The following is a 13,535-nucleotide window of genomic DNA, read 5'->3' as shown; positions in this document are numbered from 1 at the left end:
CTCGGAGCCGACGTCCCAGGAGACGTGCACCAGGCCGAGGCCACGCCGTCCGATGCCGCGGACCTCACCGAGGCCGAGTACCGCGTCGTGGGGGAGCTGCGCGACCGGGTGTCGACGCGGTTGACAGCGGAGGACAAGAACTACGCGGCCGGTCCGCGTCGGGAACTGACCAAGAAGCTGATCCGCGACGAATACGACCAGTGGCTGCTGCACGAGGCCAACCGCGGCCGTGCCGTCCCCGCGGTGTCCACCGAGGACAGGATCTTCGCCGCGGTGCTGGCCGAGCTCGACGGACTGGGGCGGTTGGCGCCGCTGCTGACTCGGGACGACGTGGAAGACATTCACTTCGAGGGCTGCGACCCGACCGTGCTGCGCACGGTGGGCGGCCAGCTGGTGGCCGGGCCACCAATCGCCTCCACCGACGAGGAACTCGAGCAGCTGCTGCGGTCGATCGGGTCACGTTCGGACGGCGGGCAGACCAGCCGGGAGTTCTCCTCGGCCAGCCCCATCCTCAACGTGCGTCTGAAGGGCGTCACCCAGCTGGGAGCTCGCCTGCAGGCCGCGATGGACGTGCTGCCCCGCCCGGCCGGAGTGATCCGGGTGCACCGCTTCTCCGACCCGAGCCTGGACGACCTGCACCGGCTCAACATGGTCGATTCACCGGTCGGGGCCTTCCTGCGCGCGGTGATCGAGGCCGGCGTCTCGCCGCTCGTAACCGGGGCACCGGGCGTCGGCAAGACCACGCTGCTGCGCGCACTCGGCAACGCGATCCCGTGGAACAACGTGGTCATCACCGTGGAGGACGAGCGGGAGCTGGGCCTGCACCTGCCGCGGTGGGATTCCGACCAGCAGCGCCTGGTCAAGCGGCACGCCGTCTGCCGCCCGTTCGAGTCGCGGCTGCCCAACGCCGAGGGCAGGGGCGGATTCGACATGGGGGACGCCCTGCACCTGGCGCTACGCGCCTCGCCGACCTGGGTGCTGGTCGGCGAGGTCCGGGGCGCCTACGTCACCTCCTTGCTGGAGGCCGCGACCAGCGGCATCGCCTCGGTGATGTGCACGATCCACTCCCCGTCGGCTGACGGCGTCTTCGATAAGGTCCTGATCAACGCGCTCAAGGCACACCCCACGCCGTCACCGGAGCTGGTCCTGCGCTCGCTGGCCGCCCTCGGCCTGGTCGTGCACGTGCAGCGCGACCACGGCTACGCCCGGTTCGTGTCCGGCATCTACGAACTGGGTGCGATCGGCGACTCCGGTCGCCCCGACCTCAAGCCGATCTTCGCGCCGCGACCCGACGACGGCCGTGCCCAGGCCACCGGGCCGGGGATGCTCAGCGACTCGCTGGCCGAACGGCTGACCGCAGTCGGCTTTGACCTGAACTGGCTGCACCCGGATGCCTCCGACTGGCCCACCGACCTCCGCCGGCAGGAGTGGGCGTCGTGACCGCCGGGACGCTGCTGCTCGTCCTCGCCGGGCTGATGGTCTCCGGCGGTCTGGTCGCCGCGGTCGCAACGGTCCGTGGGGTCGGCCTGTCCACTGGTTCGCTGTCCGTACGCCGTTCCCGCCGACGGCGGATCACGTCACTGCACCTCGGCGCCGTGGCAGGCGCGGTGCTCGCGCTGCTGATCACCGGCTGGCCGGTCGCCGCGCTGGCCACTGCCGGCGGCGTCGTCTTCATCCCCAAGGTGCTCGGCGGCGGCAAGGCCGCCAAGCGGATGATCGCCACCTCCGAGGCGCTGGCGGACTGGACACGACGGCTGGCGGACCTGATCAGCTCGGGCGCTGCCGGTTCGACCCGGGATGCGCTGCGCCGCTCGCTGAGCTCGGCGCCGGAGGCGATCGCGCCGGCGGTCACCAACCTGGTGACCCGGATGGGGCCGCAGGGCGTGGAGCCCGCGCTGCGGCAGTTCGCCCGCGATGTCGACGACCCGGCCGCCGACAAGATCGCCATGGTGCTCATCCTGCGGGAGCGGAACGGCGGGCCAGGTCTGGCCGAGGTGCTCACCACGCTGGCCGCAGACCTCGACGACCGATCGCGGATGGTTCGCGAGGTGGAGGCCGAGCGCGCCAAGCCACGCGCGAACATGCGCACCATCGTGGTGGTCACCCTGGTTCTGGTCGTCGCGATGACGCTGTTCGCCCACACCTTCCTGTCGGGCTACTCCACGCCGCTCGGGCAGGTGGCGTTGCTCCTGGTCGTCGTGCTCTTCGGGACGGCGCTCCGGTGGATGCGTCGCCTGTCCGACCCGCCCCGGCCGCCGCGTGTGCTCGTCGACCCCGACCTGGTCACGGTGGACCGGTGACCGGGCTGCAGACGGTCACCCTGGCCGGCATGGTGGTGGCCCTCGGTCTCGTCCTCGCGGCCCGCGCGCTGCGTCCCGCGCCGCCGTCGCTGACCGCGGCGCTCGAGCAGCTCTCGGCCAGCCCGACCGCGGGAGCCCTGCCCCCGCCGGGATCGACGTCGAACCCGGCGGGAGACCGGTGGACCTGGCTGCCGTCGCCGATGGTCCGCGTGGTCGAGGGACGTCTCGGCGTCTCCGATGCCGACCTGGCCATCCTCGGCCAGACCCGCAGTGAGCTTGCCGCGCGCAAGCTGACCCTCGCCCTCGCCGGGTTACTCGCCCCCGCGGTGCTCGGCCTCGTCGGCGTGCTGGCCGACATGCCGGTGCCGTTCGTCGTGCCCGGCGCCGTCGGGCTGGGGTTGGCTGCGGTCGGATGGCTGCTCCCGTCGGCCGAGGCCCGGGAGGCGGCGGGCAAGGCGCGGGCGGAGTTCCGCAGCAACCTGGAGTCCTTCCTCACCTTGGTGGCCGGCGAGCGCCGGGCGCGAGGCTCGGTGGAGCAGGCCCTCGAGGAGGCCGCGGAGATCTCGGGCAGCCTGCCGTTCGTCCGCATGCGGCGCTCGATCCGGCGCGCCGCGCTGTCCGGTCGCAAGCCCTGGAGCGACCTGCGCGACCTCGGTGACGAGCTCGCGGTTCCCGAGCTGCGCAGCCTCGCCGACATCGCAGCGGTGGCCGCCGACGGGGCGTCGGTCTACAACACCTTGCTGGCCAGCGCCCGCACCCTCCGGCACGCCGAACTGTCCGATGCCCGCAGCCAGGCCAACGAGGTCAGCGAGCGGATGTCCCGCCCGCTGGCGCTGCTCGTCACCGGACTGACGTTGTTCGTCCTGGTCCCGTTCCTGCTCCGCATGTTCGCCGTCAGCACCTGACCACACCACCAACGGGAGATCCCATGTTCCAGCTCACGACCCGTCGCCATGGCCCTCGTGCAGTCCTGGCCCTCTATGCGGCGTTGCACGCCGCGGTCCTGACAGCGTTCGCGTGGCTGCGCGCCGAGCACGTGAGCGACGACCGCGGCTCGGATTCCTCCGAGAAGGCGTTCATGGTCATCCTGGCCATCGCGCTCGGTGGCGCGGTCACCGTCGCCGCGGTGGCATTCGTGGCCAGCAAGACGGCGCTGTTCCAGTAGCGATACGCACCAGCAGCGCCATGCCTGAATCCTGTGCCCGGAGACGCACCCCGGTGCCGCCGTGCGGTGTGGTCGTGTGTCCAGGCGGGCCGAGCCGCGGTGGCGGGCGAGATCGGGGTTCGTCGAGCGTCGAGTTCGCGATCCTGTTCCCGATCATCGTCGCGCTGTTGCTCGCCGGGCCGCAGCTGGCGCTGTGGTACTTCGCCCGTGAAGCCGCCGACGCCGCCGCGCACGCCGGGGCGCGGGCAGCCAGCGTCAGCGGCGCGGCCGGGGGAGCGGGACAGGAAGTGGCCGACCAGTACCTGGCCCGACTCGGCACCGGCACCATCACCCGCTACTCGGTGGAGGAACAGAACACCGCCACCACGGTCACCGTCCACGTCACCGCCGAGGTGCCCAACGTGATCCCCCTGCCCGGCTTCGCCCCGACCGTCGACGTCACCGTGACGCGCGGCAAGGAGCGCTTCACCACGCCGGACTCGCCATGAACCGCCGCCTGCAGCCGGTCACCGCTCCGACCGGCCCGCCGCGGAGAGACGACCGCGGCTCCGAGTCCGTCGAGCTGGCCATCCTGCTGCCGGTCGGCATCCTGATCCTCGCGATGCTGGTGATCGGAGCCCGGATCGCACTGGCCGGCGACCGCGTCAGCGGCGTCGCCGGCATCGCCGCCCGAGACGCCTCGCTCGCCCGCTCAGCCAGCGCCGCTCAACAGGTCGCCACGGCCAGCGCCACCGACGCGCTGGTCGACCGGGACCTGCACTGTGCCGACGTCCAGGTGAGGGTCGACACCACCGGGTTCGACAGTGCCCCAGGCGTTCCAGCCTCGGTCACCGTGACCGTGGCATGCACCGTCGACCTGTCCGACATCGGGGTGGCCGGACTGCCCGGCTCGCGCACCCTGCGTGACACCGCCACCAGCCCGCTCGACCCCGCCCGGGACCTGTCGTGACCTGCCCGGGGCGGACCGACGCCCGAGTCCGCGACGACGAGCGCGGATCGGTGGCGGTCCTCTTCTGCTTCATCGTCCTCATCGCCAGCGTCCTGGTGACTGGCCTCGTGGACGCCGGCACGGCGATCCAGGCGGCCAACCGCGCCGACACCTACTCCGCCGAGGCGGCTCGGGCGGCCAGCATCGCGGTCGGCCCGGTCCCCACCGGAGGCAGCGCGGACGCCACGTTGGCCGTGACCGCCGCCCGCGGCTACCTCGAGCAGGCCGGCGCGGTCGGCACGGTGAACGTCCTCGGCCCCGGCGTGGTCGAGGTAAGCGTGACCGTCACCGCCTCGACGCCCCTGCTCGGCATCCCGGTCAGCCAGACGCGCACCCACACCGCGCAACTGCTGGTCGGCGTCACCCAAGGGGAGGGCTTGTCGTGACCGCGCGCGCCGTCCGCTTCCTCACGGCCGTGGGTGCGCTGGTCGTGCTCATCGCGGTCGTCGTCGGCGTCCCGCTGCTCCTCGCGGCCCTGCAATTGGTGCCGCACGGCCTGCCGTCCCTCGGCGAGGTCGTGACCTCGCTGAAGGTTCGAGACGACGGACGACTCGCCCAGATCGTCCTCGCTACGGGTGCGTGGGTGTGCTGGGCGCTGTTCACGCTCTCGACCGCGGCAGAACTGATGGGGCTGGTCCGCGACCGGCCGGCTCCACCACTGCCGGGGCTGCAGATCTTCCAACGGCCGGCGGCCGCGCTGGTGACTGCGGTCGCCGTCGGCTTGACCGTCGCCCCTGCATTCGCCAGCGCATCCCCGTCCGGGACCGCATCTGCCCGGCCGCCGCTGCCAGTCGTGACCGTGTCCACTGGCCTGTCCGCGTCGGCGCAGCCGGACATCGGCGTCCGGGTCTCCCAGACGGCGTCCGCGCACTCGACTCCAGAGGACCCGGCGGCCCCGACTGCGACGCCCCCGACGTACCAGGTTCAGCGCCGAGACACCCTGTGGGCGTTGGCCGAGCGCTACCTGGGCGATCCGCTGCGCTATCCGGAGATCGTGGAGCTCAACGCCACCGCCGTCGGTCCGGACAACGAGATCAGCTTCGGCACGGTGCTGGTCCTGCCGGCGGACGCTTCCGGCCTGCCGCCGGCCGGGGGCGGCCCGGAGCCCACCGGCGCGACCGTTACCGAGGAGGTCACCGTCGAACCGGGGGACACCCTGTGGGACCTCGCGGAGGAGGTCACCGGGAGCGGTGAGGGCTGGAGACAAGCTTGGGAGTTGAACCGTGGACGCATCCAGCCGGGCGGAGCGGCCTTCACCGATCCATCGTTGATCCGGCCGGGATGGACGCTCAGCATCCCTACACCGGTGGACAGCCCCGAGCCCGAACCGAACCCACCGCTGCCGCCGGCACCCGCGCCTCTCCCGACGACGGAGCTGCCCCCGCCGTCCGGTGACGCCCCGACGACGTCCGTGCCGGCGCCGGACACCCCGGCCCCGACGCCGTCGGAAGCGGCCGCGCCGACTGCTGAGTCGTCGCCCACCCAACAGAACGAGCACTCGACAGACGAGAGTGCATCCGAGTTGCCGATGGTCGCCTTCGCGGGTGGTGGGCTGCTCCTGGCCGGTACCTCACTCGCTGCTCTGCTGCGCTATCGGCGACGCCAATTCCGTCACCGCCGTCCCGGCCGGGTCATCAGCAGCACCCCGCCCGAACTCCTCAACACCGAGCGAGCCCTGCTTGTGGCGGGAAGCGCCGGCAGCGCTGACGTGAGCTGGCTGGATCAGGCCTTGCGCAGCTTGGTGCACGGCTTGTCGACGGTCGAGGGCGCCCGGCTGCCCGACGTCGTCGCGGCGTGTACGACTGAGGACGTCCTGACCCTGGTGCTCGCGAGTCCCTCGCCGCAGGCACCGGAGCCGTGGGCCGTGGACCCGGCGGGGACCCGCTGGTCGATCCGACGCGGCGACCCGCTGACGTATGGCGAGCACCGGCGGACCCGGTTCTTCGCCCCGTTCCCGACGCTCGCGTCCGTGGGTCACACCGCTGCGGGGGAGCACTGGCTCGTCGACCTCGAACGCGTCGGGGCCATCTCCCTGTCCGGCGACTCCGTGCGCGGCACGGACCTGGCGCGGTTCCTCGCCGCCGAGCTGGCACACAACAGCTGGTCGGAGATGCTGCAGGTGACCATGGTCGGCTTCGGCCAAGAGCTGGCCGCGATCAACCCCGACCGCTTGACCTACACCGAGGACGTCGACAAGGCGGTCGCGGCGCTCGCCGGGCGGCTGGAGTCGGTCACCGACGCCATGCGGGTTGCCGCCACCGACGTGCTTGGGGGCCGGCTGCACGACGTCGCGGCCGATGCCTGGGCTCCGCACGTGCTCTTGGTCGCCTCGGACGCGACCGAGGACTGCGACGAGCTGGCCGAGCTGGTGACTGCGATTCGCCAACAGCCGGCCCGAAGCGCGGTCGCGGTGGTGCTGGTTCACGACACCGATGCCGCCGACGACGTCCATTGGCGGTTGACCATCGACGACGACGGGGTTCTCCGGATCCCAGCACTGGACCTCAAATTGATCGCCCAACAGGTCCCGGCCCACGAGGCCGCGCAGCTGGCTCAGGTGCTCGCCCTGGCGTCTGTCACCGAAGACCAGCCCGTGCCGCCGAGCCACGGCAACCAGCCCTGGGACGCGCACGCCGACGCCTGCGGCGGCCTACGCGTCGACCCGGCCGGCACATCGCGGCGGGAGCGACCAGACTTTGTCGCGGCTGACGGCCCGGCGCCGGGCCCGACGAAGAAGCCGCTATCGCCGACAAGCTCTGTGCTGCCGTTACCCAATCGGACCTACCTGGACCAGGCGGCGACGACCGAGCAGGACCTGCAGGCGCTGGCCCCGGCCACCGATGAGGGCATCCGGCGCCAGGTAGAGAGCGCCGACCCCGACCTGGACGACGACCTGGCCGACTGGGCCGATCCGTCCTGCGCGCGACCCAAGTTGACGCTGCTCGGCCCCGTCGAGGTGCGCGCTCAGGGCTCGCTGCCGGAGCGCAATCCGCGGCGGCAGTTCTACACCGAGGTCGTCGCCTACCTGGCGACCCGGCCGGGCGGCGTGACCAGCGAGCGCTACGCCACCGCCATCTGGCCCGACGAGCCCGACGTCGTCGGCAAGACGAAGGTGCGCCAGTCCATCTCCGTCGTGCGAGCCTGGCTCGGCATCGATCCGGATACGGGCGCCGACTACCTGCCCTCCGGGCTCACCGCCGCAGCGGCGGGCCGGTACCGGATCGACGGCATCCTCATCGACGCGGAACTGTTCCGCCGACTGCGAGTTCGCGGGCTAGCCCGAGGAGCCGACGGGATCGGCGACCTGTGCGCGGCGCTCGGCCTGATCACCGGGCGCCCCTTCGACTTGCCCGCGCCGCGGAACGGCGCCGCCGGGGGCTACAGCTGGTTGGTGGACGGCAACGCTCGACTGGACCACGAGTACGCCGCGATGATCGTCGACGTGGCCCACACCGTCGCCACCCACTACCTCGCCGTCGGCCAACCCGAGCTCGCCGCGGCCGCCGCCGAGGTGGCCATGAAGGCAGGGAGCTACGAAGACGTGCCGTTGCTCGACTTGGTCGCCGCCTGCGACGCGCAGGGCAAGAGGGCCGAGGCCGACGGGTACGTCGCCCGCATTCTGGCCAACCACGACGCCGAGGTGGAGGAAGACCTGCCACCCAGGACGGCGGAGATCCTCTTCCGACGACAGTGGACCGATTGAGGCCTCCTGACCCAGTGCGGCTTCCGAGACGACCCTGGGACACAACACCCGCTGCACCACATCGGCATCCGCCGCCGCGCCGGCACCCCCGTCCTGCTGCTGGTCCACGACCTGCACATCCGGGTGCTCACCAGCAGCGACGCCTGCTCAGCGATCTACGACTCGACCCGGGACTGCCGACCACAAGCCGCAACGTGAACGATGTCGCGGGACCTGCGAACGGTGTCCGGCGACATCGCAGAACGGTAATCGAACCCGCACAGTCAGCTTGGAAGGCTAGGGCTCTTAGTGGTCCGAACCCGGGGTCAGAGCGCTGTTCGTCCTCGGTCGTGCCTTCAACGTGCCGTCGTTCACCGGGGGGCACGTGACAGTCGAGGTCGCTCGGACACAGCCGGCCGCCTGCGCCCGCCGGCTGACCGGCCCGCCGACGCGGTCACACGACGACTCGGCCGCGCAGGCGCGGCCGCAGGGAACGTTGCACGGCCACGACGCGGCGACCTCAGTCGTCGTCGGGCGTCGACGCCTCGGCGAGGGTGACCAGTTGGCGTAGGCAGTGTTCCCGCAGCGGCTCCGGGAACCCGTCGGCGAGGCGGTAGTACACGACCCGGCCCTGCTTACGGTTGACCACCAAGCCTGCCGTGCGGAGCAGGCGCAGCGCGTAGCCGACGGCGTCCTCATTAGCCTCGAGCGCCAGCGCCAGGTCGCCGACGCACAGCTCTTCCACCATGTCGAGGGCGAACAACACGCGGGCACGGGTGGGATCGGCCATCAGACTCAGCACGCTGGTCAGCTGGGCTGCTTCGTCGCGGCCGGGCAGCCGGGCACGGGCATGGGCGACCCGCTCCGGGTCGACCGGATGCGTGTGGGTGGGGTCGGACATTCAGAAACACCTCCACTGCACTCATACCCGTACGGGTCTACGGGTAGCACGGGTTCGCCGGCGAGATCCCCGGGCGGCATCCGAGCCCTCCGGCGCCGGAACACCCGAGGAGTAGTCATGACCGTGGCCGCGCAGATGCTCGACACCTACCCGAAGGACCTCGGCGGGGTGGACAAGGACAAGCTCCGGACCTGCATCGAGGCGTGCATCGAGTGCGCCCAGGCATGCACCGGCTGCGCCGACGCGTGCCTGTCCGAGGACACCGTCGCCGAGCTCACCACGTGCATCCGCACCAACCTGGACTGCGCCGACGTGTGCGACAGCACCGGCCGGGTGCTGTCCCGGCACACCGGCTACGACGCCAACCTCACCCGGGCGGTGCTCGAGGCCTGCGCCGCTGCGTGCAAGGCGTGCGGCGACGAGTGCGCCTCACACGCCGAGATGCACGAGCACTGCCGGGTCTGCGCCGAGGCCTGCCGGCGCTGCGAGCAGGCGTGCCGCGACCTCATCAGCTCGCTGAGCTGACCGAACCCGTCCTGACCAGCAGGCGTCCCGGCGCACCAGCACGCCCGAACCGGCGCCGGGACGTCGGCAGAGCACGACCATCCACATCAGCCCCCGCGGACCGGCGGCAAGCGAACGGAGCACCACCCCATGGCGACCAAGAGAAGCAACGAGGACCACCGGCGCAGTCACGGCGGCGAGGAGTCCGGCCAGCACGACGACTCCGGTCACGGCGCGATGCAGAAGAAGATGTACCTGCGCTTCGCGGCGATGATCACCACGTCGATGGTGGTCATGTACTGGACGATGTTCGCCGGCACGTGGGAGTGGAGCCACGTCCGGTTCAGCGAGAGCCGCGTGTTCATGGCCCTCACGATGGGCGGCACCATGGGGCTGGTCATGCTGGCCTGGATGCTCAACATGTACAAGAACCTGAAGGGCAACATCGCGATCGTGGCGGTGAGCCTGCTGCTGCTGGGCGGAGGCATCGCACTGGACCGCAGCCAGGCCACGGTGGACGACCGCAACTGGATGAGCGCGATGATCCCGCACCACTCGCTGGCCATCACCCGCTCTGAGCGCGCCGACATCGACGACGTCCGCGTGTGCCGATTGGCGGTCGATATCATCCGGGCCCAGGAGCGGGAGATCGCCGAGATGGAGTGGCTGATGCAGGACATCGAGGAGAACGGGGAGGCCGAGACCGCCGAGGAGGCCCAAGCCCGGCCCGTTCCGGAGTTCGAGGGCTCGGCGCTGCGCGACTGCCCGACCGGCTGACCGCGCGGCCCGCAGGAATCACGGGATGCCCTTGGGCCGGCACGAGCACCGCCGTCCAGGCTCGGGTCGCCGTGCCCGCTCTGCGTCCGACGGACACGGCACCACCCGCCGCCGTCGCCGGCCCCTAACCCGCGGCGGCGTCGCGGTCACGATCTGTCACCAGCGACCACGGCGGGGAATACAGCTCCCACGCCCTAGAACGCGAGCTACGCCGCCACAGCGCGCGGGCCAGCGTGCGCAGCGTCGCGGACTGCTTCGACAACGCCCTGGCCGAAAGCGTGTTCGCCACGCTGGAGTGCGAGCTGTTCGACCAGCAGCCCGGCGGACGCTTGACCACCCGACGCGAGGCCAAGGTCGCCGTCTTCGACTACCTCGAGACGTTCTATAACCCGCGCCGACGCCACTCTGCCCTCGGCCAGATCGCGCCGCCGGCATTCGAAGCACGGCACACTCTCACCACCGCGGCCTAAGCCTCAGACCGCAGGACACAGGTGTCCACGCAAGCGGGTCAACTCCACTCCTCGGAGTACGTCCATCTCCGTCAGGCTGAATCTTTGGCTGCGGGATTGCGAGGTCTCGATCGGTCGGAGTGGACGATGCAGCTGACCTCAGAAGCCATCCTCTGAGGGTGGATGTTCCTCAGCCGTTCTCCGCGACGTACTGCTCGGGATCCTTATCGCGGATCGGGATTCCCGTGTAGTGCCGTGCCTCGTAGGTCAGGACCTGCACGGCGATGTCGTGGCGGGTCTGTAGGTCGGCGTGGTGGCGGAAGTCCAGCAGGTCCTCGCGTTCCTCCTCGCCCATGTGGTCGTCGTTCGCCTTTCGGGCCTCCCACACCGCCGTCCACCAACCGTCCGAGCCGACCTCGTGGTCGTGGCTTGCACGAACGGCGTCTCGGATCTCGTTGTGGTCCTTGACCGCGTCCACGACCTCATCGCGCACGCCACCGTCTGGATTCCCGCGACCAAGTTGGAGCAGCTTCGGGTAGAAGAACAGTTCTTCCGCCTCGGCGTGCACCTCCAGGAACACCTCAAGCCGGGCCCAGACCACGGTCAGGGCTTCGATGTCGTCGCGCGGCAGCTCATCGAGGATGGCGAACATTCGCCGCTGCTGGTGGTGCTGCTCAAGGATCACTTCGGTGATGTCCATGCTCCTAATGTGCCCGGCTGGGCGCGAGCCCGCCTGCCGCGAGAGGAATCAACATGCGCATCGCCAGTGGCTCAGGACCCCCTGGCCGGCCCATCAGCGCAGCGGCACTGATCGGCGGTGCCGGGCCGATCGGGCTGCTGCTCGCCGCGCTGCTCACTGCCGAGGGCCTGACCGTGCTCATCACCGAGGCGAGTGCCACCCGCAAGACCAATGCGATCGAGACCGGCGTTGCCGCGCACAGCGCTGGACCCCACAGAGGGCGACGTCGCGACTCGCGTCCGAGAGTTGACCGACGGACGAGACGCCGACGTGGCTTTCGAGTGCTCCAGTGTGGACGCGTGCCGTGCGTGGTCTGACGCTGTCGCTACCTGGTGGTGCTCGTCGTCGGCGGCTGGGTCGGCGGGGTCAGCTTTCTCGTCGACCCGGACGGGAGCGGTCTCGGGATGACGACGGACCAGCTGCCGGGGTGGCCGCTGCTCGACGACTACACCGTGCCCGGGCTGCTGCTCGTGCTCGGCTTCGGGGTGCTGCCCTTACCGGCGCTGGTGCTGCTGGCCCGCCGTCGTGTGGCCGGTTTCGTGGCCGCAGGGGGAGTCGGCCTGGTGCTGGTGGCTTGGATGCTCGTCTAGCTCGCCGCGCTCGGCGTCCTGCTCCCGGGGATGCAGTTCGGCTTCCTCGCCCTGGGCGTCGTCCTCACCGCTCTCGGGCTGGTCGGTCCGCGGTCCGCTCGGCACCGGCGGCTGGACGAGCAGGGCGGGTCGTCCGGACGGGCCTGACCGGGGGAGCAGTTGACCTCCTTCCGGTCGTGATGCGGGACCGGCGGCGGGGATGCGACTCCGGCCGCGCAGGAACTGCGCGCCTTTCAGAGACCGCAGCCGATGCCGAGGTCGTCGGCGGGGAACTCCAGGAGACGTCGGAGGTCGGCGCCGAAGCGGGTGGCAGGGGCACCGTCGACGACGTTGTGGTCGACGCTCACCGTGAGGTCCAAGACGTCTCGCACGACGATCTCGTCGCCGACCACACGCGGGCGTCTGCTCAGCCCGCCCACGACGACCAGCAGCGAGGCCAGCGTCGGTGGGGCGATGGCGAAGCCACCGCCGGCGGCGAACATCCCGACTGCCGTCACTTGCGCGGTCCCGGTGAGCCGGTGCGCGCGGACCGACCGCCTCATCACCGCGTACAGCACCGGGAACAGGCCAGGGACACGGCCTGCCAACCGGGGGAAGCGCTGCAGTGCGCGCCCGGCGGCGGTGGTGGCCATGTCCGCCTGGACGCCGCGCAACTCGGTGCTGATGTCGGCCACGTCGCGGATGTCGGCGTCCCGGATGACGTGGACGAGCCCGAAGGGCGCCCTTGTTCGGTCGGCAGCTCCACGATCGTTTGGACGTCGACGTGACGGTGCTGGACCAGCCGGCCGCGCCAGTCCCGGTAGGCGTGCACCTCTGGATGGGCGGCGATGGTGCGCGCGACCGCGGCGATGACGAACGCGGTCATCGACAACGGCGGCTCGTGGTCGGCGAGCCGGCGTCGGGCCTCGGAGATGTCAATCTCGAGCAGGCCGTGCATGGGGACGATCCGGCGACCGGCGCGGACGGCCGCAGTGACGGCCCGCCGGCTCGACGGAAAGGGCAGCACCTCGAGGTCACGGGGACGGTCGATGCCGGGCATGCAATCGGCCTTCCCCATGGTCGTGCCACACCGACTGCAGGCCGCCTGGAGCGCCCGTCCCGCACCGACGGACCTCAGGCGCAGGACGACGGCCCAGATCGGACCCGGCCCGTTTCGCCGAGAGCCGGCCTGGACGGGAGGCCTTGTCATTGGTGTGCAGACACCGCGCCGGGAGCAGGAACGGACCCCCGAGTGAGCCGCAAGGCAACAGCTGTCGGCTGTCCGGGGCCGTTTCCTGCCCCGCCGACGTCGATACCTTCCCCGTGTGGGGTTATCACCGCTGGGTCTGCTCGTCAGCCTGGGTGTGCTCGCTCCGAACTTCATCCTGCTCCGGCTTCCGCCGCGCACGCCGCTTCCGCACGTGTACGTACCGCGGCTGCTGACTTGGCTAGAGCGATCGG

General features: G+C 71.1%; 16 protein-coding genes. 12 read left to right on the top strand and 4 right to left on the bottom strand.

Translation table 11 applies throughout. The features are described from left to right. Positions 1 to 24: 24 nt before the first annotated feature. From ACGBYP_RS17565 to ACGBYP_RS17530, 8 genes are all read left to right on the top strand, one after another. Positions 25 to 1,440 (top strand): CpaF family protein, encoded by a 1,416-nt coding sequence (locus tag ACGBYP_RS17565; RefSeq protein WP_411586148.1) that lies wholly within the window; start codon positions 25 to 27, stop codon positions 1,438 to 1,440. Further along, entirely contained in the window at positions 1,437 to 2,300 is an 864-nt protein-coding gene (locus ACGBYP_RS17560) for a type II secretion system F family protein (protein ID WP_411586147.1), read from the top strand. Before ACGBYP_RS17565 ends, ACGBYP_RS17560 begins: the two co-directional genes overlap by 4 nt. After that, positions 2,297 to 3,205, top strand: coding sequence for a type II secretion system F family protein (locus tag ACGBYP_RS17555; RefSeq protein ID WP_411586145.1), 909 nt, complete (start codon positions 2,297 to 2,299; stop codon positions 3,203 to 3,205). Before ACGBYP_RS17560 ends, ACGBYP_RS17555 begins: the two co-directional genes overlap by 4 nt. 23 nt (positions 3,206 to 3,228) lie before the next feature. Continuing rightward, a complete protein-coding gene (locus ACGBYP_RS17550) occupies positions 3,229 to 3,465 on the top strand; it encodes a hypothetical protein (protein ID WP_411586143.1) in 237 nt (78 codons plus the stop codon). Between the two features lie 74 nt (positions 3,466 to 3,539). Next, positions 3,540 to 3,953 (top strand): TadE/TadG family type IV pilus assembly protein, encoded by a 414-nt coding sequence (locus ACGBYP_RS17545; RefSeq protein WP_411586142.1) that lies wholly within the window; start codon positions 3,540 to 3,542, stop codon positions 3,951 to 3,953. Next, positions 3,950 to 4,414, top strand: a complete 465-nt coding sequence (locus ACGBYP_RS17540) for a TadE/TadG family type IV pilus assembly protein (protein WP_135144811.1) — start codon at positions 3,950 to 3,952, stop codon at positions 4,412 to 4,414. Before ACGBYP_RS17545 ends, ACGBYP_RS17540 begins: the two co-directional genes overlap by 4 nt. Further along, positions 4,411 to 4,839, top strand: a complete 429-nt coding sequence (locus ACGBYP_RS17535) for a hypothetical protein (RefSeq protein ID WP_411586140.1) — start codon at positions 4,411 to 4,413, stop codon at positions 4,837 to 4,839. Before ACGBYP_RS17540 ends, ACGBYP_RS17535 begins: the two co-directional genes overlap by 4 nt. Then, positions 4,836 to 8,156, top strand: coding sequence for a LysM peptidoglycan-binding domain-containing protein (locus tag ACGBYP_RS17530; protein ID WP_411586139.1), 3,321 nt, complete (start codon positions 4,836 to 4,838; stop codon positions 8,154 to 8,156). The genes ACGBYP_RS17535 and ACGBYP_RS17530 overlap by 4 nt, the downstream gene beginning before the upstream one ends. Before the next feature lie 499 nt (positions 8,157 to 8,655). On the opposite strand, the gene ACGBYP_RS17525 is transcribed toward ACGBYP_RS17530, so the two are convergent. Then, on the bottom strand, positions 8,656 to 9,036 hold the full coding sequence (locus ACGBYP_RS17525; RefSeq protein WP_411586137.1) for an ArsR/SmtB family transcription factor: 381 nt from the start codon (positions 9,034 to 9,036) through the stop codon (positions 8,656 to 8,658). A gap of 117 nt (positions 9,037 to 9,153) precedes the next feature. Here ACGBYP_RS17525 and ACGBYP_RS17520 point away from each other — a divergent pair, with 117 nt between their 5' ends. The 3 genes from ACGBYP_RS17520 (at position 9,154) to ACGBYP_RS17510 (ending at position 10,787) form a co-directional block, all read left to right on the top strand. Continuing rightward, positions 9,154 to 9,561, top strand: a complete 408-nt coding sequence (locus tag ACGBYP_RS17520; RefSeq protein WP_411586136.1) for a four-helix bundle copper-binding protein — start codon at positions 9,154 to 9,156, stop codon at positions 9,559 to 9,561. 129 nt (positions 9,562 to 9,690) lie between these two features. Next, a complete protein-coding gene (locus tag ACGBYP_RS17515; protein WP_411586134.1) occupies positions 9,691 to 10,317 on the top strand; it encodes a DUF305 domain-containing protein in 627 nt (208 codons plus the stop codon). A gap of 233 nt (positions 10,318 to 10,550) precedes the next feature. Beyond that, entirely contained in the window at positions 10,551 to 10,787 is a 237-nt protein-coding gene (locus ACGBYP_RS17510; protein WP_411586132.1) for an IS3 family transposase, read from the top strand. Between the two features lie 169 nt (positions 10,788 to 10,956). Here the strand turns inward: ACGBYP_RS17510 and ACGBYP_RS17505 are convergent, their stop codons facing one another. Continuing rightward, positions 10,957 to 11,466: a hemerythrin domain-containing protein gene (locus ACGBYP_RS17505; RefSeq protein WP_411586130.1), complete on the bottom strand. Its 510-nt coding sequence runs from the start codon at positions 11,464 to 11,466 to the stop codon at positions 10,957 to 10,959. Between the two features lie 443 nt (positions 11,467 to 11,909). Between ACGBYP_RS17505 and ACGBYP_RS17500 the strand changes: the two genes are divergently transcribed. Next, positions 11,910 to 12,095, top strand: a complete 186-nt coding sequence (locus ACGBYP_RS17500) for a hypothetical protein (protein WP_411586128.1) — start codon at positions 11,910 to 11,912, stop codon at positions 12,093 to 12,095. 233 nt (positions 12,096 to 12,328) lie between these two features. Here the strand turns inward: ACGBYP_RS17500 and ACGBYP_RS17495 are convergent, their stop codons facing one another. After that, positions 12,329 to 12,592, bottom strand: a complete 264-nt coding sequence (locus ACGBYP_RS17495) for a 2-oxo acid dehydrogenase subunit E2 (RefSeq protein ID WP_411586127.1) — start codon at positions 12,590 to 12,592, stop codon at positions 12,329 to 12,331. Positions 12,593 to 12,636: 44 nt separating this feature from the next. Then, a complete protein-coding gene (locus ACGBYP_RS17490; protein WP_411586126.1) occupies positions 12,637 to 13,134 on the bottom strand; it encodes a hypothetical protein in 498 nt (165 codons plus the stop codon). Positions 13,135 to 13,535: the final 401 nt, after the last annotated feature.

The organism is Modestobacter sp. SSW1-42 (assembly GCF_046635825.1).
In the GTDB taxonomy this organism is placed as follows: Bacteria; Actinomycetota; Actinomycetes; order Mycobacteriales; family Geodermatophilaceae; genus Modestobacter.
This window is presented reverse-complemented; position numbering and strand designations above follow the sequence as displayed.